The sequence below is a fragment of the Herminiimonas contaminans genome, assembly GCF_015645465.1.
In the GTDB taxonomy this organism is placed as follows: Bacteria; Pseudomonadota; Gammaproteobacteria; order Burkholderiales; family Burkholderiaceae_D; genus Oxalicibacterium; species Oxalicibacterium contaminans.
This window is the reverse complement of the sequence record NZ_JADOEL010000001.1, coordinates 323,482-344,631: the sequence shown is the minus strand read 5'-3', so window position 1 is coordinate 344,631 and position 21,150 is coordinate 323,482. Positions and strand designations below refer to the sequence as shown.

20 protein-coding genes are annotated in these 21,150 nt (G+C 54.3%); 10 read left to right on the top strand and 10 right to left on the bottom strand.

Annotated elements, in window-relative coordinates; all coding sequences use genetic code 11:
• The first annotated feature begins 36 nt into the window (after positions 1-36).
• Entirely contained in the window at positions 37-783 is a 747-nt protein-coding gene (locus tag IXC47_RS01530; protein WP_195874505.1) for a lysophospholipid acyltransferase family protein, read from the top strand.
• On the opposite strand, the gene IXC47_RS01525 is transcribed toward IXC47_RS01530, so the two are convergent.
• Positions 780-1,604, bottom strand: coding sequence for a symmetrical bis(5'-nucleosyl)-tetraphosphatase (locus IXC47_RS01525; protein WP_195874504.1), 825 nt, complete (start codon positions 1,602-1,604; stop codon positions 780-782). The two genes, IXC47_RS01530 and IXC47_RS01525, sit on opposite strands and share 4 nt — an antisense overlap.
• Positions 1,605-1,897: 293 nt before the next feature.
• Here IXC47_RS01525 and IXC47_RS01520 point away from each other — a divergent pair, with 293 nt between their 5' ends.
• Positions 1,898-3,274: a phosphomannomutase/phosphoglucomutase gene (locus IXC47_RS01520; RefSeq protein WP_175624993.1), complete on the top strand. Its 1,377-nt coding sequence runs from the start codon at positions 1,898-1,900 to the stop codon at positions 3,272-3,274.
• Positions 3,275-3,453: 179 nt separating this feature from the next.
• Entirely contained in the window at positions 3,454-4,722 is a 1,269-nt protein-coding gene (waaA, locus tag IXC47_RS01515) for a lipid IV(A) 3-deoxy-D-manno-octulosonic acid transferase (protein WP_195874503.1), read from the top strand.
• 24 nt (positions 4,723-4,746) lie between these two features.
• Here the strand turns inward: waaA and IXC47_RS01510 are convergent, their stop codons facing one another.
• Together IXC47_RS01510 and IXC47_RS01505 are read right to left on the bottom strand one after the other, a co-directional pair.
• Entirely contained in the window at positions 4,747-5,076 is a 330-nt protein-coding gene (locus IXC47_RS01510; protein WP_195874502.1) for a hypothetical protein, read from the bottom strand.
• A 116-nt stretch (positions 5,077-5,192) separates the two neighbouring features.
• Positions 5,193-5,723, bottom strand: a complete 531-nt coding sequence (locus IXC47_RS01505; RefSeq protein WP_195874501.1) for a DUF3617 domain-containing protein — start codon at positions 5,721-5,723, stop codon at positions 5,193-5,195.
• A gap of 207 nt (positions 5,724-5,930) precedes the next feature.
• On the opposite strand from IXC47_RS01505, the gene IXC47_RS01500 reads away from it, so the two are divergent.
• Positions 5,931-6,227: a hypothetical protein gene (locus tag IXC47_RS01500; protein WP_195874500.1), complete on the top strand. Its 297-nt coding sequence runs from the start codon at positions 5,931-5,933 to the stop codon at positions 6,225-6,227.
• 100 nt (positions 6,228-6,327) lie between these two features.
• Here IXC47_RS01500 and IXC47_RS01495 read toward each other — a convergent pair whose 3' ends face one another.
• The 3 genes from IXC47_RS01495 to IXC47_RS01485 are packed head-to-tail and all read right to left on the bottom strand — an operon-like array spanning position 6,328 to position 12,215.
• Complete coding sequence (locus IXC47_RS01495; RefSeq protein WP_326838348.1) at positions 6,328-7,776, bottom strand: efflux transporter outer membrane subunit; 1,449 nt, start codon at positions 7,774-7,776, stop codon at positions 6,328-6,330.
• Positions 7,773-10,922, bottom strand: coding sequence for an efflux RND transporter permease subunit (locus tag IXC47_RS01490; RefSeq protein ID WP_175624998.1), 3,150 nt, complete (start codon positions 10,920-10,922; stop codon positions 7,773-7,775). Before IXC47_RS01490 ends, IXC47_RS01495 begins: the two co-directional genes overlap by 4 nt.
• A gap of 12 nt (positions 10,923-10,934) precedes the next feature.
• Entirely contained in the window at positions 10,935-12,215 is a 1,281-nt protein-coding gene (locus IXC47_RS01485) for an efflux RND transporter periplasmic adaptor subunit (protein WP_326838347.1), read from the bottom strand.
• A gap of 252 nt (positions 12,216-12,467) precedes the next feature.
• Here IXC47_RS01485 and IXC47_RS01480 point away from each other — a divergent pair, with 252 nt between their 5' ends.
• A complete protein-coding gene (locus IXC47_RS01480; protein ID WP_175625000.1) occupies positions 12,468-13,121 on the top strand; it encodes a TetR family transcriptional regulator in 654 nt (217 codons plus the stop codon).
• Positions 13,122-13,177: 56 nt separating this feature from the next.
• Here the strand turns inward: IXC47_RS01480 and IXC47_RS01475 are convergent, their stop codons facing one another.
• The 3 genes from IXC47_RS01475 to IXC47_RS01465 are packed head-to-tail and all read right to left on the bottom strand — an operon-like array spanning position 13,178 to position 15,516.
• Positions 13,178-14,482 carry a TolC family outer membrane protein gene (locus IXC47_RS01475; RefSeq protein WP_195874498.1) on the bottom strand — a complete coding sequence of 435 codons (1,305 nt, stop codon included), beginning with the start codon at positions 14,480-14,482 and terminating at the stop codon, positions 13,178-13,180.
• Between the two features lie 51 nt (positions 14,483-14,533).
• Positions 14,534-14,857 (bottom strand): rhodanese-like domain-containing protein, encoded by a 324-nt coding sequence (locus tag IXC47_RS01470; protein WP_175625002.1) that lies wholly within the window; start codon positions 14,855-14,857, stop codon positions 14,534-14,536.
• Between the two features lie 8 nt (positions 14,858-14,865).
• Positions 14,866-15,516 carry a protein-L-isoaspartate O-methyltransferase family protein gene (locus tag IXC47_RS01465; RefSeq protein ID WP_175625003.1) on the bottom strand — a complete coding sequence of 217 codons (651 nt, stop codon included), beginning with the start codon at positions 15,514-15,516 and terminating at the stop codon, positions 14,866-14,868.
• Positions 15,517-15,902: 386 nt separating this feature from the next.
• Here IXC47_RS01465 and IXC47_RS01460 point away from each other — a divergent pair, with 386 nt between their 5' ends.
• The 3 genes from IXC47_RS01460 (at position 15,903) to recQ (ending at position 19,075) form a co-directional block, all read left to right on the top strand.
• Entirely contained in the window at positions 15,903-16,169 is a 267-nt protein-coding gene (locus IXC47_RS01460; protein WP_195874497.1) for a YkgJ family cysteine cluster protein, read from the top strand.
• A gap of 235 nt (positions 16,170-16,404) precedes the next feature.
• Positions 16,405-17,238, top strand: coding sequence for an undecaprenyl-diphosphate phosphatase (locus IXC47_RS01455; protein ID WP_175625005.1), 834 nt, complete (start codon positions 16,405-16,407; stop codon positions 17,236-17,238).
• 13 nt (positions 17,239-17,251) lie between these two features.
• On the top strand, positions 17,252-19,075 hold the full coding sequence (gene recQ / locus IXC47_RS01450) for a DNA helicase RecQ (protein WP_195874496.1): 1,824 nt from the start codon (positions 17,252-17,254) through the stop codon (positions 19,073-19,075).
• A 26-nt stretch (positions 19,076-19,101) separates the two neighbouring features.
• On the opposite strand, the gene trmB is transcribed toward recQ, so the two are convergent.
• Entirely contained in the window at positions 19,102-19,818 is a 717-nt protein-coding gene (trmB, locus tag IXC47_RS01445) for a tRNA (guanosine(46)-N7)-methyltransferase TrmB (RefSeq protein WP_175625007.1), read from the bottom strand.
• A gap of 219 nt (positions 19,819-20,037) precedes the next feature.
• On the opposite strand from trmB, the gene IXC47_RS01440 reads away from it, so the two are divergent.
• Together IXC47_RS01440 and IXC47_RS01435 are read left to right on the top strand one after the other, a co-directional pair.
• Complete coding sequence (locus IXC47_RS01440) at positions 20,038-20,493, top strand: MarR family winged helix-turn-helix transcriptional regulator (RefSeq protein ID WP_175625008.1); 456 nt, start codon at positions 20,038-20,040, stop codon at positions 20,491-20,493.
• A gap of 183 nt (positions 20,494-20,676) precedes the next feature.
• Entirely contained in the window at positions 20,677-21,102 is a 426-nt protein-coding gene (locus IXC47_RS01435) for an organic hydroperoxide resistance protein (RefSeq protein ID WP_175625009.1), read from the top strand.
• Positions 21,103-21,150 lie beyond the last annotated feature (48 nt).

Below are 21,150 nucleotides of genomic sequence, written 5' to 3'. Positions count from 1 at the left end.
TCGTTTGATAGCTGTCATCAGCGGCAAGGCATACCCATGATAGCCTTGCCGTTTGTACGTGTAATGCTGCATTTGTTGCAGGGTTTGTGCACGAGTGCTTTCATTTTTCCGTTTATCGGCAGCGTTGGCCGTGACCGGCGTATCAAGAAATGGTCGGCTGGTTTGCTGGCCATCCTGCATGTCGAAGTAGAGGTCATCAATGAAGCAGGGCCAGCGGCGCAGGCACTAATCGTATCCAATCATATTTCCTGGCTGGATATCTTCGTCATCAATTCCCTGCAACCTTGCCGCTTCGTTGCAAAAGCCGATATACGCAGCTGGCCAGCGTTAGGCTGGTTGTGCGCAAAGTCGGGCACCATCTTTATTGCACGCGGCAAGCAACGCGAAGTGCGTCGCGTCTACGAAGGCCTGGTAACCAGCATACGCGCTGGTGAACGCATCGCCTTCTTCCCGGAAGGTACGACAGCTGCGCAAGGTACCTTGCTACCGTTCCATCCGAATCTGTTTGAAGCCGCGATAGAAGCGGGTGTGCCGGTGCAGCCGTATGTGCTGCGCTATGTCGATGCGCAAGGCAATTTGCATAGCGCTGCCGATTTCATCGGTGACATGACCTTTGTGGATAGCATGTTGCTGATCATGAAGACACGCCAGATGACCGCGCAATTAACCTTGCTGCCAACGATAAGCAGTACGCATGAGCACAGGCGTGACCTGTCGCAGAAAGCGCGCCAGGCAATCGCTGGCAAGCTTGGCTATGACGGTCAGCCTGGAGCGGCGTCCTAGTTCTTCCCGGGTTTCTGGTGTTGCGGACACCTGACTTGTATGATGCTGCGGTCCTGCAGATTCATGGCTGTCAACTGACCACCCCAGACGCAACCAGTATCCAGTCCGATTACATTTGGTGAAACCATCAATCCCAGCGTCGACCAATGACCGAACACCACGGTCGTATCGGCACTGCGCCGATTCGGCGCTTCAAACCATGGCATTAAACCGGCAGGCGTGTGTGCGAGGCCTTCGACTGCCTTGAAGTCCATGCGACCATCTGCTTGGCAGAAACGTATGCGTGTCAGTGCATTGACGATGCAACGCAGACGATCATCACCTTGCAGGCGGTCATCCCATATCGCAGGCTCGTTGCCATACATTTTTTGCAGGAAGGCGACCCAGTCCGGGCCTTGCAATACGGTTTCCACTTCGCATGACAGTGCGACCGTCTGCGCCGCAGTCCATTGCGGCAAGACACCGGCGTGCACAAATAAATGACCATCCTGTTCCAGCGCCAGCGGCTGGTGCCGCAACCAGGTAATCAGTTCATCCCTGTCATCCGCTGCCATGATGTCATCCAGCGTATCGCTGGCGTGTGGTTTGCGCAGGCCACAGGCGACTGCCAGCAGGTTGAGATCATGGTTGCCGAGTACGATGCGGGCACGTGTGCCGAGTGCACGTACCTGGCGCAGGGTGGCGAGCGAACGCGGCCCGCGATTGACGATATCGCCGACGAAAACCAGTTTTGCTTGTGGTGCGACTGCATCAATTTCTTGCAGCAAGTCGTTTAATTGCGTCTGGCAACCTTGCAGGTCGCCGATGGCGTAAGTAGTCATGTAGGCAGATATCCGGTAAAAGCAGGCGTGATGGCAGACATTATCGCGGATTCCGTACGGAATTTCTGGTGGGCAGCAAAAGATACCCATCCTGCTGCAATCTGTTTGAAACTAGCGGGCCGGTGATGTGTCGAACTAGCTCGTGTAACAAATGTTGACCGCAGGAACGATGACCACAGGCTGGCAGTAAATGAACGCTTAAGCATCGCATCCTATAAAATGCGTGCAGTTGGCTGGTATCGCAAGCGGCAGCGCCGACAGAAAACTAAACTGGATAAGGATAACGACTAAACATGCTGACTCTCTCGCAAAGCATTTTCAAAGCCTATGACATACGCGGCATTATTGATTCCACGCTGGATGCCGATGTGGCACGCGATATCGGACGCGCTTTCGGTAGCGCGGTACGCGCCAAGGGTGAGCAGGTCGTGGTGCTGGGACGTGACGGGCGTTTGTCCGGCCCTGCGCTGGCAGCAGCACTCGCGGAAGGCATGCAGGAAGTCGGCATTGATGTAGTCGACCTCGGTGTAGTCGCGACGCCTATGCTTTATCTCGGCACTCACGTACTGGATGCGCAGTCCGGCATCATGGTCACTGGCAGCCACAATCCGCCTGATTACAATGGTTTCAAAATGGTGTTGGCAGGTGAAGCAATTTACGGCGACACCATACAGGCTTTATACCAGGCCATCGTGAATAAAGAATACGCAGAAGGCAAAGGCAGTTATCGCACATACGATATCGCTGATGGCTACCAAAACCGGATAGTGAGCGACGTCAAACTGGCGCGTCCTATGAAAATCGCTATCGATTGTGGTAATGGTGTGGCGGGTGCATTTGCCGGTGACCTGTATCGCGCGATGGGTTGCGAAGTCATAGAATTATTCTGCGAAGTCGATGGTACTTTCCCTAACCATCATCCCGACCCGGCTCATCCGGAAAACCTGCAAGACCTGATACGTTGCCTGCAAACTACCGATGCTGAAATCGGCCTCGCTTTCGATGGTGACGGTGATCGCCTCGGCCTGGTAACCAAGGATGGCCAGATTATTTATCCGGATCGTCAACTGATGTTGTTTGCACAGGATGTATTGACCCGTCATCCGGGCGAACAAATCCTGTATGACGTGAAATGTACGCGTCACCTCGCGCCGTGGATTACCGAGCGTGGCGGCAAGCCGCTGATGTGGAAAACCGGCCATTCGCTGGTGAAGGCAAAAATGCGTGAAACCGGTGCACCGCTCGGTGGTGAAATGAGTGGCCACGTATTCTTCAAGGACAGATGGTATGGCTTTGATGACGGCATGTATGCGGGTGCACGTATGCTGGAATTGCTGAGCCGCGAAAATAATCCTTCGGCAGTCCTGAATGCCTTGCCGCAATCGGTTAGCACACCGGAACTGCAACTGAAGCTGAAAGAGGGCGAAAGCTTCCCGCTGATCGCCAAGCTGCAACGCGAAGCACAATTCCCCGGCTCCGATCAGATCATCACCATCGATGGTTTGCGGGTTGAGTATCCGGACGGCTTTGGCCTGGCACGCTCGTCGAACACCACGCCGGTAATCGTGATGCGCTTTGAGGCAGAGTCGCAAGCGGCTTTGCAGCACATCCAGGCTGAATTCAAACGGGTGATCCTGGCGGCCAAGCCGGATGCGGTATTGCCCTACTAAGCCGGTATCCCGGGCGCAGTCGGTGCAAAGCCGGTTGCGCCTGTTGATAAAAACACGAAATCCTGTCTGAACTCCATACGGAATCTGCACCAGATTCCGGCTGCACGGCATAATACGGCTGACCGATTTAATTTCTCATTGATGCCAGCGATGCTGCCCTTTCCCTGCCCGGCAATACTATGCGCCTGATTTATTCCCTAGCCTGGTGGTTCGCCTTGCCGCTCGTCTTGTTGCGGCTGTTTGTACGCGGGCGTAAAGAACCGGGCTACCGTTTGCATATAGCTGAACGCCTGGGTTTTTATGGTGGCGTACGGTATGACGGCAAAACGCCTTTGCTATGGGTGCATGCGGTGTCGGTGGGTGAGACGCGTGCGGCACAACCGCTGATCGACGCTTTGCTGGCGGCTTATCCGACTCATCAATTATTGCTGACGCATATGACGCCGACCGGTCGCGCGACTGGCAAGGATTTATTTGGCAAGCAGCCACGCGTATTACAAAGTTTTTTGCCGTATGACACCGGCTGGATGGTAGGGCGTTTCCTGCGCACTTTCCAGCCGCGTATCTGTGTGCTGATGGAAACCGAAGTGTGGCCGAATGTGATGGCGCAATGTGTGCGCTACGATGTGCCAGTCGCTTTGGTCAATGCTCGCTTGTCTGAGCGCTCATTGAAAAAAGCATTGAAGTTTCCGTCGCTGTTTGTCGAAGCTGCGGCTGCCATGTCTTGCGTCGCAGCGCAAACCGAGAGTGATGCCCAGCGTGTCAAACAACTGGGTGCGCCCGATGTACATGTCACCGGCAGTATTAAATTTGATGTGACGCCGCCAGCGGAAATGCTGCAACGTGGCGCATTGCTGCGTGCGCAATTCGGTCAGCGCAAAGTGCTGGCCTGTGCCAATACGCGCGATGGTGAGGAAACGCTGATCCTTGATGCGTTGCTCGCCGTGAACCGTCCCGATATCTTGCTGATGATAGTGCCGCGCCATCCGCAGCGCTTCGATGATGTCGCACAAATGGTGCGGGCGCGTGGTTTGTCGTTGGCCAGACGCTCGACGGCCGGTAGTGCAACGCTGGATGCCGATGTGCGCGTCTTCCTTGGCGATAGCATGGGTGAAATGTTTGCCTATTATTCGGCGTGTGATCTGGCTTTTGTCGGTGGCAGCTTGTTGCCGCTGGGCGGGCACAATCTGATAGAAGCCAGTGCGGTCGGCAAACCAGTACTGGTGGGGCCGCATACCTTCAACTTTGCCGATGCGGCAGAGAATGCCATCGTTGCCGGTGGTGCGATTCGCGTCGCGAATGCTGCCAATCTGTGGCAGCAGGCCATACGTCTGCTGGACGATGATACAGCACGACATGCGATGGGATTAAAGGCGCAACACTTTGCGCAGCAGCACGGCGGCGCTACCCGCCGCACCATGAGCCTGCTCATGCCGCTCATTAAATAATGAGCGGCTTCAAATCACTTCAGATCAATAGCGGTAGGGATTGTTAGGTCGACGGTCATAACGGTTAGGTACGCCGTCATGGTCGCGATCGTGACGATCGTAGTAATGCCTGTGACGATAATGTCTGTCGCCGTAGTAAGGACGCGGATGGACATAAACCGGACGGGGCTGCACGTACACCGGTTGCGGTTGTACATATACAGGCTGTGGCTGCACATAAACAGGTGCGGGCGCGCCGTAAACCGGGACGCCGATATTCAGGTCGACATCCACGCGTGCCATTGCCGGTGCTGTTGCAAACAGCAAGGTGGCGGTAGCCAATATGCCTGCGCCTGCGCTTAAAAATTTATTCATGGTCTGCTCCTTGTTCTATGCCTGTATTACAAACCAAGGCAGCAGTCATATCTAGAGTAAATCCGTAAGCTTTGTTACGACTTGTATCAGCGCTGGACTAGCTGCAGGCCCACAGTTTAGTTGCCAGCCTTGCCGACAGGACAGCTTGCAGCGATCCAACGGCCGCTGGTATTGGCTGATTCATCGACTGCCACGCCGCGCACGTTACCTTTGAACGAGGTTTTGCCGCTGAAACTTTCCGGCGTATTCAATGTGGCTTCGGCCTTGCCCTGGCCACTTACCTGATCGCTGTTGCAGACCAGATCGGCGCTATAGCGATTGTCGACGCGATTGGCATTGCGTGCTTCACAGCCGGACTGGCGATGATAGAAGGATGGTGGAATGTTTTGTGCTGCCATTTCTGGTGTGATGCAAACCTTGGAGGTGGCTGCGCCGTTTTGAATTTTTGGCATGTCAAAACCATATTGTTTTGCCAGATTGCTCAGATTTTGCATTTGATTCGGTGGAATTTGTTCGACCAGATTCAGCAATTCCGAGCTTGCACTCATTTCCCACAGGCCAGGTTTCATTTGCATCTTGTTTTCTGCAGCATGTGCCCCCATATGGAGTGCCATCAGCAAGGTGAGGGAGAGCGGGAGTTTGCGCATGAACTTTCCTGTTGAGTTTGTATCCGATATGCGTCTGAGTGTAATCAGGCGATGAGGTTCAAATCACAGCCGAAACATATCGGCATAAAAATAATCAATAGCGAGAAACGACGTTATACGCGCTTATCTTGATCGATATCCCATATCGATGGGATACGAAAAGAACGCGAATACGACGAGAATAGAGACTGAAACGGAGCACACATTATGTCATTTCAATTACCACCGAATGTCACCGCGCAGCGGAAACCCATCTCTGCGACTTCCTACGAATATATTTTGCGTCACAGCGAACTCGGCCAGTTGGGCCAGATCATGTTGAGCGCTTGTACATCCGGTAGTTGCAAGGTGACTAGCCTGGTCAACGGCCAGCCTGGCGATCAATTGACGGAGCAACGTCGTGCTGTGTTTGAGCCGCTGGCAAAAACACTGGCTGAACAAATCCAAATGACAACCAATTTCCCCAAAGCAGTAGCAGAAAAAAATCAAACTGTTACTGCTTAGTATGTTGATGTAATCCATCAACGGGTAGTCGTCTGTACCTGCGGATGGCAAAAAAAAGGGAGGCCACACAATGGCCTCCCTTTTTTATTGTTGCTGCAGTTTATTTTACTGGCGTCGCTGCTGGTGCGGCCGCCGGAGCAGTTGCCACGGTAGTTTCTACCAGGCCACCGCCGAGCGAACGATACAGATCGATCGCGTTGGTCAGGCGCAGCAAGCGTGCTTGTACCAGCGTCAATTGCGCCGTGAACAATTCACGCTGTGCATCCAGCACGTCCAGCGAGCTGGCTATGCCGTTCTGGAAACGTTGCGTCGCAAACTTGTAACGCTCTGCCTGTGCTTCCTGTACCAGGCGTTGTGCATCAATTTGTTCGTCGAGCAGGCTACGTGCAACCAGTGCATCCGAAACTTCGCGGAATGCAACTTGTATGCTTTTCTCGTAATTCGCAACGGCGATGTCTTTGCGCACTTCTGCCAGGTTCAGGTTGCCACGATTACGGCCTGCATCAAAAATCGGCAACACCAGTTGCGGTGCAAACGACCATGAACGCGAACCGCCTTCAAACAAGCCGGACAACTCATTGCTGGAGGTACCCAGGCCAGCGGTCAATGAAATACGCGGGAAGAACGCTGCACGCGCTGCGCCGATATTTGCATTGGCGGAGAGCAGAGTTTGTTCTGCACTGCGGATGTCAGGGCGCTGGGTCAGCAAGTCGGAAGGCAAGCCTGCCGGGATGTCGGTCAGGATGTCTTGTGCCGACAGAGGCTGGGCCGGTGGCAAATCATTCAATGGCTGACCGACCAGCAAGGTCAGTGCATTCATTGCCTGTGCGCGCTGGCGTGATGCCGCCAGTTCGGCAGCACGTGCGGTTTGCATCAGTGCTTCGTCATTGCGTAAGTCCAGTGCTGATGACGCACCTACGTCAAAACGCTGTTTCGACAGCTTGTAGGCTTGCGCACGGCTTTCATAAGTTTGGCGTGACAATTCCTGCTGCTCGGCAAACGCACGCTCCGACAGATAGGCTTTGGCAACTTCCGATACCAGGCTGATCTGTGCAGCGCGCTGTGCTTCTTCGGTCGACAGGTAGCTGGCCAGTGCTGCATCGCTCAGGCTACGGACACGACCAAAGAAGTCCAGTTCGAATGCCGCCAGACCGAGACCGACCTGGTAGTTGCTCGATACCACGCTGCTGCCGGTATTGTTGATCGAAGCCGGAACACGGCCACGTGAGCCGGTTGCGTTGGCATTCAGGGTCGGCAACAAGTCTGCCGACTGAATGTTGTACAGCGCACGGGCTTCTTCAATACGCAATGCTGCTACACGCAGGTCCCGATTGTTGGCGAGTGCGTTGGTGATCAAAACCTGCAGGCGCGGATCAGTAAAGAAATTGCGCCAGCCGATGTCAGCTGCACGTACCTGGTTGTTACCAGCTGCGGATGGCACACCGTAATCCGCAGCGACAGGTGCATCAGGGCGCACGTATTTCGGCGCCATCGAGCAGGCGCTCAAGACGCCCGCTGCCAATAAGGCCAGGGTTATGGACTTCATCATAATTCTTCTTCCTCATCACGTGGCTTGCTCGCAGCGTATTTACGACGCTGACGTTCGCTACCTTTGAACATCGTACGAACCACCACAAAGAACACCGGTACCAGGAACACTGCGAATACGGTAGCGGTGATCATGCCGCTCATCACACCAGTACCGATAGCGCGTTGGCTGGCAGAACCGGCTCCGCTTGCAAGCACCAGCGGCAATACGCCAAGGATGAAAGCCAGCGAGGTCATGATGATAGGGCGGAACCGCAGGTGTACCGCTTCCAGTGTTGCTTCGATCAGGCCTTTACCCTGCGCTTGCAGGTCTTTCGCAAATTCGATAATCAGAATCGCGTTCTTCGCAGAGAGCCCGACCACCGCAATCATGCCGACCTTGAAGTACACATCATTCGGCATGCCGCGCAGCGTCACACCCAACAGTGCACCAAAGATACCGAGCGGCACCACCAGCATCACCGAGAATGGGATCGAAGTGCTTTCATACAATGCAGCCAGCACCAGGAATACAGCGATCAGCGACAGTGCATACAATGCAGGAGCTTGTGAGCCGGAGGTTTTTTCTTCCAGCGACTGACCAGTCCATTCGAAACCGAAGCCAGGTGGCAACTTCGCTACCATTGCTTCCATTTCCGCCATCGCTTCACCAGTACTGCGGCCAGGCGCTGCACCACCGGAAATCTTGACTGCTGGGTAGCCGTTGTAACGGATCAGTTGGACCGGACCGATAATCCACTTCGATGTCATGAAGGAGGAGAACGGCACCATGGTGCCCGACGAGCTACGTGCGTACAGACGAGTCAGATCTTCTGGTTGCAAACGTCCCTGGCTGTCAGCCTGCACGATCACACGTTGTTGACGACCCTGGTTCGGGAAGTCATTCACGTAAGACGAGCCGAGTGCTGTCGACAACACGCTATTGATGGTCGAGAACGGTACGCCCAAAGCATTCGCCTTGTCGCGATCGATATCTACCTGTAATTGTGGCGCATCTTCGAGACCTTCAGGACGTACACCTGCCAGCACTTTGCTTTGTGCTGCCATACCCAGCATCTGGTTACGTGCTGCGATCAGCGCATCATGGCCGAGACCAGCGCGATCCTGCAGACGGAAGGTGAAGCCGGTTGCATTACCCAATTCAGGGATAGGCGGCGGGTTCAATGGATACACAATCGCATCCTTGATGCCCATGAATGCACCGAAGGCCTTGCCTGCAACTGCATCAGCAGATTCGTCAGGACCGCGTTTGCTCCAGTCTTTCAGCGGGGTAAATACCAAGCCCGCATTTTGACCGTTACCCGAGAAGCTGAAACCTGCAATCGCAACCACGTGTTCCACTGCCGATTGTTTCAGGTAGTAGTCTTCAATGGTTTTCAATACTTCCATGGTACGACCAGTGCTGGCACCCGCTGGCAACTGGACGTTGGTCACGATGTAACCCTGGTCTTCGTTAGGCAGGAAGGATGCCGGCAGGCGTGCATACAGGATGCCGACGCAAGCCAGGATCAGACCGTAGACCAGCATGTAACGACCGGTCTTGGTCAGCATCTTCGCCACAAAGCCCTGGTAACCTGCAGCTGTGGTGTTGAAGTGACGGTTAAACCAGCCGAAGAAGCCACGCTTCTCGTGATGATGGCCGGCTTCCACTGGTTTCAACAAGGTTGCGCACAGTGCTGGTGTCAGCGTGAACGCCATCAATACCGAGAACACCATCGAAGCAACCATGGACAGCGAGAACTGACGGTAAATCGCACCGACCGCACCACCGAAGAATGCCATCGGGATAAACACCGCGATCAGAACCAGCGTAATACCGATCAGCGCGCCGGTAATCTGGCCCATCGCCTTGCGGGTCGCATCACGTGGCGACAAACCTTCTTCGCTCATGATACGTTCGACGTTCTCCACCACCACAATCGCATCATCGACCAGAATACCGATCGCCAGCACCATACCAAACATGGTCAGCACGTTGATCGAGAAACCGAACAGCAGCAAGGTCGCGAACGTACCCAGCAATGCGACCGGCACCACGATGGTCGGGATCAATGTATAGCGGATGTTCTGCAAGAACAGATACATCACCAGGAACACCAGGATGATCGCTTCGAACAGTGTTTTAACCACTTCTTCGATCGAGATCTTGACGAACTTGGAGGTGTCGTAAGGGATGGTGTACTTCACGCCTGCCGGGAAATACTTCGACAGTTCATCCATCTTCTTGTGCACTGCAGTTGCAGTACCCAGCGCATTTGCAGTTGGTGTCAGCTGTACGCCAATAAAGGAGCTAGGCTTGCCGTCGAGACGACCGGAAGTCGCGTAGGACTGACCACCGACTTCGATACGGGCAACGTCACGCAAGCGTACCGACGAACCATCCTTGTTGGCGCGCAAGACGATATTGCCGAACTGCTCCGGGCTGGTCAGCTGGCCGTTAACAACAACGGTTGCTGCGATCTGTTGCGTGCTCGGACTAGGCAAGTCACCCAGCGTACCACCAGCGACCAGTGCATTCTGGGTCGAGATAGCGCTGCTGACATCAGATGGTGTCAGGTTCAGGCCGACCAGTTTGTTCGGGTCGATCCAGATACGCATCGCACGTTCGGTACCAAACAATTGTGCCTGGCCGACGCCTGGTACACGTTTGATTTCATTGAGTACGTTACGTGACAGATAGTCACCGAGTGCAACCGGATCCAGTGTGCCGTCAGTCGAAGACAGACCGATAAACAGCAGGAAGTTACTACGCGATTTGGTTACCTGCACACCTTGTTGTGTAACGGCTGCAGGCAAACGTGCTTCCACGCGTTTCAAACGGTTTTGTACATCGACCGCTGCCAGATCCGGATTGGTACCCGGCAAGAAGGTCACGGTGATTTGCACAACGCCATTGGCCTGGCTTTGCGATTCGACGTATTGCAAACCGTCGGCGCCGTTCATTTCCTGTTCGATCAGACTGGTGACGCTATCGTCCAGCGTCTGTGCCGTTGCACCCGGATAGGTAGCGGTAACAACGACTTGCGGTGGCGCGATGTTCGGGTACTGCGAAACCGGGAGGCTGGTGATAGCCAGGACACCTGCCAGCATGATGAAGATCGCCAGCACCCAGGCAAAAACCGGGCGGTCAATAAAAAATTTACCCATTACAGTACTCCCTTACTTCGACTTCGATTGTTCTGCGGTCTTGTCTGCAGGGGCTGGTTGCGCAGGTTTGGCAGCTGCGTCAGCAGCGGGTTTCTCTGCAGGTGCGGCAGCTGTCGGAGCTGCTGGAGCAGCCGCAGGAGCAGCAGCGGCTGGTGCAGGTTTTTGCCATTGCACCGGTTTAACCGTTGCGCCTGGTTGTACTTTTTGCAGCCCTTCAACGATGACCTGGTCGCCTTCTTTCAAGCCGTCAGTGATGATCCATGCGGTGCCGCTCGAGTTACCGGTTTTGACTGGACGCGAAGCGACCTTGCCGTCAGCACCGACCACCATGACAGCAGAGCCGCCTGGGGTACGGAGTACCGCTTGTTGCGGTACGGTGATGGCGTTTTCATCAACCGCTTGTTCGAGGCGGGCACGTACATACATGCCCGGCAGCAGCAGGCCGTCCGGGTTAGGAATTTCAGCACGCAATGTGATGGCGCCCGAAGTCTGGTCTACGGTCAGATCGGAGAACAGCAGCTTGCCGGTGCGACCATATTCCTGGCCATCATCAGTCACCAGGGTGACCTTGGCAGCACCTTTGCCAGCGCTCTTCAATTTACCTTCATCCATTGCGCGTTTCAGTTGCAGGACTTCATTCGCTGATTGCGTCATGTTGACGTAGATAGGATCGATTTGCTGCACAACGGCGAGTGGCGTCACGTCGCCCTGGCCAACCAGTGCGCCTTCAGTGACGAGGGCACGACCGATACGGCCGGAGATAGGCGAAGTCACGCTGGCATAACCGAGCGACAGACGTGCATTTTCACGTGCAGCCTTGGCCGAAGCGAGATCAGCGATAGCTTGTTTTTCGGCAGCGACGACATCGTCATATTCCTGTTTGCTGACAGCATTGGTTTCTACCAGCGGTTTGTAACGCTTGGCTTTCAGTTCCGCCGTCGCCAGGGTTGCTTCGCTGCGCGAGACGGCTGCGTCAGCACTGTTATAAGTGGCTTGCAGCTGTGCCGGATCGATCTGATACAACTGCGCGCCCGCTTTGACATCACTGCCTTCGCGGAAGACACGCTTCAGGACGATGCCGGGTACGCGCGCACGTACTTCAGCGACACGGATCGATTCCATGCGGCCGGGCAATTCATTGGTCACACCCAGTACGCCTGGCTGAACGGTGACGACGGATACTTCTTGTGGGGGTGGGGCTCCGGCTTGTTCGGATTTTGCACCGCAACCGGCGATTGCATAAATAAGGAAGAGGGCGGCGCTAAGGCGTGTCAAACGGGGAAGTGAACTCATAAACATCTCGCACGGTAGGTGGATTGCGCTGTCAGAACATCAACAGTCCGGTAAAGAAAAAGGTAAGGCTGAATTGGGGCAATACATTCGTTTCTGCGATCTGGCCAGAATGCTTTGCTTTGCTTTGCTGCTATGCGGTAAATCGGGTATTATACATACGTTCGCGAATGTATGTATAGGTGGCAATTATTGATTTGGCCAGATAACTAAACATACATAAATATTCGAAAATTATGACAGGACTATGATTTTATGGCTCGCTCAACGAAAGAAGAGGCACTCGAAACACGCAGTCGCATACTTGATGCTGCGGAAGAGGTGTTCTTTACTCGTGGTCTTGCGCAATCTTCGTTAGCAGATGTTGCAGTTGCAGCAGATGTGACACGTGGTGCAATTTATTGGCACTTCAAAAACAAGAGCGATCTGTTTGAAGCCATGTGCGAGCGCGTGCGTTTGCCTATGGAAACCATGATGACAACGCCGGGCGAGAAATTCGTGCGTGATCCCTTGGGCCATTTACGTCATACCTGGATATATCTGTTGCGCGATGTCGTCGACAATCCGCGCTCACGCCGGGTACTGGATATCATATTCCTGAAATGCGAATTGGTCGATCACAACGATCCGATCTGGGTACGTCAACGTGAGTGCCATCGCGAAGGTCTGGAAATGATGGAAGGCATTTTGCGCGAAGCGGTTGCCATCGGGCAATTGCCCGCGGATCTGGATACTCATCTGGCCGTCTTGTGCCTGCACGCCAGCTTGGTCGGTTTGCTGACTGACTGGTTGTTTTCACCAGATAGTTTTGATTTGAAAGCAGTAGTGGAACCGCTGGTGGATGCCTGCCTGGATAGTTTGCGCAATGCACCATCCTTGCGCCAGAAAAAAGCAGTTGTAGCTAACTAAGTAAGTGCGCCATCAGCAGATGGCCGCATGTATCCGCAGAGAGATCTGCAGAATATTCAGGGCTGGATCAACAAGGTATTGATCTGTACCAGGTCCTGTTCCCGCAATGAGCCAGCTGCCGACTTCAGGCGCAGGCTATTCATCAGGGTGTCGTAACGCGCTTTCGAGAGATCGCGCTGAGTGATGAATAATTGTTGCTGTGCATTCAGCACATCAATATTGATACGTACCCCTACCTGATATCCCAAACGATTCGATTCCAGCGCCGAACGGCTGGAAACTTCTGCCGCCTGCAAGGCTTTCACTTGCGCCAGGCCACTCGTTACACCCAGATATGCCTGCTGCGCATTTTGTGCTGCACTACGACGCGCACTTTCCAGATCCGAACGTGATTTGTCTTCCAGTGCAATGGCTTGTCGTACCTTGCTGGTAACGGCAAAGCCGCTGAAGAGTGGGATGTTCCATTGCAGGCCTACCGAGCTGGTCGCGCCGGTGCCGCTGTTGAGGCTGGGTATGGCGCTGTTGCGCTGGTTGCTGTCACTGCGGCTGGCAACCAGATCGACGGTAGGGTAGTGACCAGCGCGATTGCGCGTGATCTCACGCTTGGCGATTTCGAGTGCCAGCTTTTGTTGCAGCACGACGTAATTCTGTTCTTCTGCGCTGCTGACCCAGGTGCTGATTTGCGCTGGTTCCGGTGCATTCAATTCCACACCTTTGCGCAGGATGGCCAACTCAGCGGGTGGCTTGCCTATGATTTGTTGCAAGGCTGTGCGTTTGATCGCGAGGTCATTTTGCGCGCCGAATTCCTGCGCAATCACCAGATCGTAACGAGCTTGTGCTTCGTGTGTGTCGGTGATGGTGGCGGTGCCGACTTCGAAGTTGCGTTTGGCCGAAGCGAGTTGTTCGCTGATTGCATCTTTCTGTACCAGCAATGCTGCCAGCGTATCCTGTGCTGCCAGCACATCAAAGTAAGCTTGCGCCACGCGCAGGATCAAATCCTGCTGCACGACGGCGAATGCAGCTTCGCTGGCCGCGACCGCGAGTTTGCTTTGTTCGTAATTCTGCCAGGCTGCGACATCCAGCAAGGGTTGCGACAGTGAGAGCGTGTAACCGTGCGACCTTATATCCGGCACATTGCCGCGTTGTGCACGCTGATAGGTGCCGCCGATGCCGATCAACGGCAAGAGCTCGGCACGACCTTGTACGGAAGCTTCTTGCCCTGCGCTCAGGTTTGCACGTGCGCTCGAGTACACCGCATCATTGAGCAAAGCGTCCTGATACAGCTGCAACAAATTGACTGCCTGCGCCTGCAGTGAGAGAAAAGCGCCTGCGATCAATGTGACGAGCTTGGCATTACGCATTGCTTTTCCGTTTGCTGAGTGATGTGTAGGGCAGGCGAGTGACGGAAGGAATTAATAAGTAGGCATGGCTGGATCGACTTGCTGGGCCCATGCATGGACGCCGCCAGTCAGATTGGTCACGCGCGAGAAACCGTTGGCTTCGAGGAAATGTGCAACCCGCAGGCTGCGTGCACCGTGATGACAGATGCAAACGATAGATGCATTCCGGTCCAGCTGTTCGAGCTGGCCGGGTATGGTATTCATAGGAATCGAGACTGAGCCCTGGATCTGGCAGGTTTGTACTTCCCATGGCTCGCGTACATCGAGCAGGAAGGGGGCGGCACCATCGGGTGCCGCGATCAGCGCTGCCAGTTCGGGCGCAGTCAGGTGTTGCATGCTATTCCTTAGAACTTGAACTGCGAAGGTGCAGGTGCATTACGCAGTGGCTTGAGCAGGGTCTCAAACAAGCCAACGGTGCTGTAGCCTACATCCGAAGTACGGGTGATGATTTGTGCGGTCATCGCAGGTGCAGTACCGACTACAGCCAGCAGGCGACCACCGACTTTAACGTTAGCCAGCAAGCCAGCAGTGACGCTAGGTACCGAACCGGATACCACGACGACGTCATAAGTCGCATCGCCCCAGCCTTGTACGCCGTCGCCCAGTTCAACATTAACGTTGCTGATGCCGTAGTCAGCCAGGTTCTTTTCAGCCATGGCTTTGAGTTCTGGTTCGATTTCAACGGTGGTGACGTGGCGTGCTTTGTGCGCCAACAGTGCTGCCATGTAACCGGAGCCAGCACCGATTTCGAGTACGTTTTCGTGTTTTTGTACGGCCAGCTCCTGCATGATGCGTGCTTCAAGCTTAGGCGTCATCATGCTTTCTTCGTGCGACAGCGGGATTTCGCTATCGGCAAAAGCTAGGGCACGGTAGGCGAGCGGAACGAAAGCTTCGCGCTTTACTACAACCAATAATTCGAGGACGTCCTGATCGAGCACATCCCAAGGACGAATTTGCTGTTCGATCATGTTGAAACGGGCTTTTTCGATGTTCATTTTGTTGGCTCTAGAATAGCTAAATAAGAAAAACAGGCATTTTATCAAATGACGGGCACCTGGCCGCATTCATATAGTCGATAACAGTCGCAACATAGCTGGCGTAAGCGCTGGCTATGAAGCGGAAGGACTTAAGCATTCCAGGGGGAGGCTGCGGTCACGACATGATCAGTGTTTGCGGCACTGTGCTGCACCTGGGCAAAATGAATGGCTTCATTGCCGGGCATCCGTAATGTAAGCGCCCACCCTGCAAGCGTCAAGCCTGCGAGCCGAATCGGCCATTTATTTGTGGCGATAGCGTGCTTTTGCAGCTTAAAAGGGGCGATTTCGACACTTCCCGGTAGAATCACGCCTGTCCTGCACCCCTTGCCAAGTTAAATTGTCGAATGACTAACGATTTACATTGCCGCCCCGATTGTGGTGCCTGCTGCACCGCGCCGTCGATTTCATCGGCGATACCCGGCATGCCGAACGGCAAACCGGCCGGGGTCCGTTGCGTGCAACTGGATGAGCGCAATCTTTGCCGGATTTTTGGACAACCGGAACGACCAGCAGTGTGCGGTGGTTTGCAGCCGCAAGCGGAAATGTGCGGTAGCTCGCGCGAAGAAGCGATGATTTATTTAATGACATTGGAACGATTAACCGCCGCCTGAGTCGGATCGTTAGCGCGCTGGACAGGCTAGTCTTCCGGTGCGGCAATACGTGCTGTCAGCTCTGCTGATGACGCGAAATCAGAACAGCGATATGCGCTCTCGTGGTAACCTTTGAGCCTGCACGATCGCGCTGACTGAAGTGCCGCATGCTGGCCACACAGCGCATACGTTGTAACCCGTACGGCGTCACAACCGGCGGGTTTTTTATTACCCTCTTCATACTGAACACATCGCCATGGATCCAATTCTCGCGCTCAAAGCCATCATCATGGGCATCGTCGAAGGCTTTACGGAGTTTTTGCCGATTTCTTCGACCGGACATCTGATACTCGCCGGCAGCCTGCTGGATTTCACCGGACCCAAGGTTAAGGTTTTTGAGATTGCGATCCAGACCGGCGCCATGCTGGCAGTGGTGTGGGAATACCGCGCCAAAATCGCTGCAGTGCTGGGTGGCTTATTTACTGAGCGCAAGGCGCAGAAGTTTGCGCTGAATATCATCATCGCTTTCCTGCCAGCTGCCTTGCTCGGTTTTGTCTTCGCCAGCAAGATCAAGGAAAAACTGTTTGCACCGGTGCCGGTCGCGATTGCCTTTATCGTCGGCGGCTTCATTATCCTGTGGATAGAAAAGCGCAACCGCAATACGGATTTCGTGGCGCGTGTAGAGACCGTGGATGACATGACCATGCTGGATGCGTTGAAGGTCGGTTGCGCGCAGGCATTCGCATTGATCCCGGGTACCAGTCGTTCCGGTGCCAGCATCATAGGTGGCATGTTCTTTGGTTTGTCGCGCAAAGCGGCCACGGAATTTTCTTTCTTCCTCGCGATTCCCACCCTGATGGGGGCAACGGTTTATTCTGTTTATAAAGACCGGGCCTTGTTGTCTATGGCCGATATTCCTTTATTCGGCCTCGGTGGTTTCGCTGCTTTCGTATCTGCTTTCCTGTGCGTACGCTGGTTGCTGCGTTACATCAGCACACATGATTTCACTTTCTTTGCGTACTACCGCATCGTGTTTGGCCTGTTTGTATTGTTGAGTGCCTACTACGGCTGGGTTGTGTGGGCGGATTAAATCGCAAGACTGAATGAACAAGACTGACCTCGGCGCGCAGGCGCTGCATATCCTGGAAACCGTTTTCGGCTACTCGTCCTTTCGCGGTGAGCAAGCCGAGATCGTGGATGTGGTCGCGCGCGGTGGTGATGCACTGGTGCTGATGCCGACCGGCGGCGGCAAGTCGCTGTGCTATCAGATCCCGGCCTTGCTGCGCGACGGTGTCGGCGTCGTGATTTCCCCTTTGATCGCCTTGATGCAAGACCAGGTTGATGCGCTGGCTGAAGTCGGTGTGCGCGCCGCCTTCCTGAATTCGACGCAGAGTTTTGACGAGTCGGTACGCATAGAAAGACGTTTGCGTAGCGGTGACCTTGACCTCCTATATGTCGCACCCGAGCGCCTGATGACGTCGCGTTGCCTGGACATGCTGGAAACCACCAAGATAGCCCTGTTTGCCATCGACGAAGCGCATTGCGTGTCGCAATGGGGGCATGACTTCCGTCCGGAATATATACGCCTGTCGGTATTGCATGAACGCTTCCCGCAGGTGCCGCGTATCGCATTGACGGCGACCGCCGATCAACAGACCCGCGCTGAAATTGCCCATCGTTTGCAGCTGGATGATGCGCGCATGTTTGTCTCATCCTTCGACCGGCCGAACATACGCTACCAAATAGTAGAGAAGGCTAACGGTCGCAAACAGGTGCTGGACTTCATAGAAAGCGAGCATCCCGGTGATGCCGGTATCGTCTACTGCCTGTCACGCAAGAAGGTGGAAGAGACGGCCGAGTTCCTCAATGAAAACGGCATCAATGCCTTGCCGTATCACGCCGGGATGGACTTCGCTACACGTAGCAAAAACCAAGCGCGCTTCCTGCGCGAAGAAAGCATCGTGATGGTGGCCACCATCGCTTTTGGTATGGGTATAGATAAACCGGACGTACGCTTTGTTGCGCATCTGGATTTGCCGAAAAGCATAGAAGGCTATTACCAGGAAACCGGGCGTGCCGGACGCGATGGCGGTGCCGCGAATGCCTGGATGGCCTACGGTTTGCAGGACGTGGTGCAGCAGCGCCGCATGATAGATGAGTCGGATGCCGACGATACCTTCAAGCGGGTGCAAAGCGTCAAGCTGGATGCAATGCTGGGTTTGTGCGAGACGCTGCATTGTCGACGTACGCGCTTGCTGGATTACTTCGGACAGGCTTCAGCGCCTTGCGGTAACTGCGATACCTGCCTCAATCCACCTCGTTCCTTTGATGCGACTGTCGAAGTGCAGAAATTACTGTCGACGATATACCGCGTTGGTCAACGCTTTGGTGCGATGCATGTGCTTGATGTCTTGCGCGGTGTTGATTCTGACAAGATCAAGCAATGGCAGCATGAAGAAGTTTCTACCTTTGGTATCGGCTCGGATCGCAGTGAAGCTGAATGGCGCGCTATCTTGCGTCAGTCGATTGCACTCGGCCTGGTCAGTGTGGATCATGAGTCGTATGGGGCACTCAAGCTGACTGAAGCAGCGCGTCCGGTGCTGAAGGGCGGTGAAAAAGTACAGCTGCGCGAATACCAGAAACCGCTTAAATCCAAGCGCGCCAGCAGCAAGCCTAAAGGCTTTGTGGAAACCGATTTGTCGGCGGCAGAGCAAGCGGTATTCGAGAAGTTGCGCTGGTGGCGCATGGAAACAGCACGCAAGCACAATGTACCGGCGTATGTCATTTTCCATGACGCGACCATGCGTGAAATCGCCAAGGCGCAACCAGCGTCGCTGGATGATTTGCGCGGCGTCAGTGGGGTTGGTGAAAAGAAACTGGAAACTTACGGAGCAGATATCGTGGCCCTGATTGCCGAGATGGCCTGAGGCCAGTCCGGATCAGGGACGCGGATTTATTTTTTCTCGAACACCAGATCCCACACGCCGTGGCCTAACTTCAAGCCACGGTTTTCAAACTTGGTGACAGGACGGTAGTCCGGCCGTGGCGCGTAGCCATCGGCAGTATTTTTCAAGCTCGCGTCACCACTCAATACTTCCAGCATTTGTTCTGCATATTCCTGCCAGTCGGTAGCGCAGTGCAGATAGCCGCCTTTTTTAATGCGTGACGACAGCAGCTCGACCAAAGGCGGCTGGATCAGGCGACGCTTGTTGTGTCGTGCTTTATGCCATGGATCCGGGAAGAATACATGTACGCCCGCCAGTGATTCTGGGGCGATCATATTGGTCAGTACTTCAAATGCATCGTGCTGGATGATGCGCAGATTGCTCAGGTTTTGCTCGCCGATCAGCTTTAACAGGCTGCCGACGCCGGGCGTATGCACTTCGACGCCAATGAAATTTTTCTCCGGCATACCGGCAGCGATCTTGGCGGTGGTTTCACCCATGCCGAAGCCGATTTCAAAAATTGTAGGTGCAGTGCGGCCGAAGGCCTGGTCTATATCCAGTGGTGCTTTGTTGTACGGGATAAAAAATTGCGGTCCCAATTCTTCGATCGCGCGCGCTTGCGCAGTCGACAGGCGACCGGCGCGTGTCACGAAGCTGCGGATGCGGTGCTCGGTCGGATCGTAGAAAAGAGGCTTTTTGCCGTCGTCGGCTGTGTGATCGGTCATGCTGGATATCTTCTGTACAGGAAATAAATTGCGCGCTTGCCTCGGGAAAAGCCTAAAACGGCTTACACCAAGTGCGCTGGCGGGGCGTATTGTACCGTGCAGGCATGCTTACTACCGTATTCCGGATGATTTATGCCTCTGAATGGCAGGTGGTAGCGCTACAACATTTATTTTTAAAATAGCTTGCAATTAAATAGTGTGCTATATATTATTCATTTCATGAAATCGAGATCCGCAAAAACCGATAACGCGCCACGGCTGGATAACCAGCTTTGCTTTGCGCTGTACTCAACGTCATTGGCGATGAGCAAGGTTTATCGCAAGCTTTTGCCGCGGCTCGGGCTGACCTATTCGCAGTATCTGGTCATGATGGTGTTGTGGGAGCAGGATGAGTTGACGGTGTCGGATATAGGCGAGCGCCTGTTCCTCGATTCCGCTACGTTGACGCCTTTGCTCAAGCGGATGGAAGCAGCAGAATTGATTACCCGTGTCCGGGCGGCCAACGATGAGCGTCAGGTCATCATCACGCTGACCAAAAGCGGGGATGCCTTGCGTAGCAAAGCGCTGGAAATGCAGGGCGAAGTATTGTGCGCGACTGCATGCAGCCTGGATGAAGTCGTGGCAATGAAAGAACAGCTGATCGCCTTACGCGGCAAGCTGGCAGGAAATAGCTAGGTTTTAAAAATTCGTGGGGTGGGTGTATAAATGTTCCATTAATAGTTGTATTTATATAGCGCACTATTTAATAGCTTGCAATTAATAAGCTTGTAACTTTTGTTTTGTAATTTCGGTATGCAGCGAGCCGTATAGATTAAATCGCTGAATTTCTTAAATGATGCAACCTTCAGGAGAATGACCATGTCGATCGAAAAAGTCCTTTATCGCGCTCACGCAACTGCAACCGGTGGCCGTGACGGCCGTGCTGTTTCATCCGATGGCGTGCTGGACGTCAAACTGGGTACACCGAAAGAACTCGGTGGTGCCGGTGGCGCCGTCACCAATCCGGAACAATTGTTTGCAGCTGGTTACTCGGCTTGCTTCTTGGGCGCGATGAAGTTCGTCTCAGCCCGCGAAAAAATCGCCTTCCCGGCAGATGCATCGGTACAGGGTAATGTCGGCATTGGTCAAATCCCGACCGGTTTCGGTATCGAAGTGGAACTGCAAATCAACTTGCCAGGTCTGGACCGCGCAGTAGCACAAGGCCTGATCGAAAAGGCGCACATCGTTTGCCCATACTCGAACGCGACCCGTGGCAACATCGACGTGACGCTGACACTGGTGTGATTGCAGCAAATTAACTACCGCTGTAGCGAAAACGGACTTGTTGAGGCA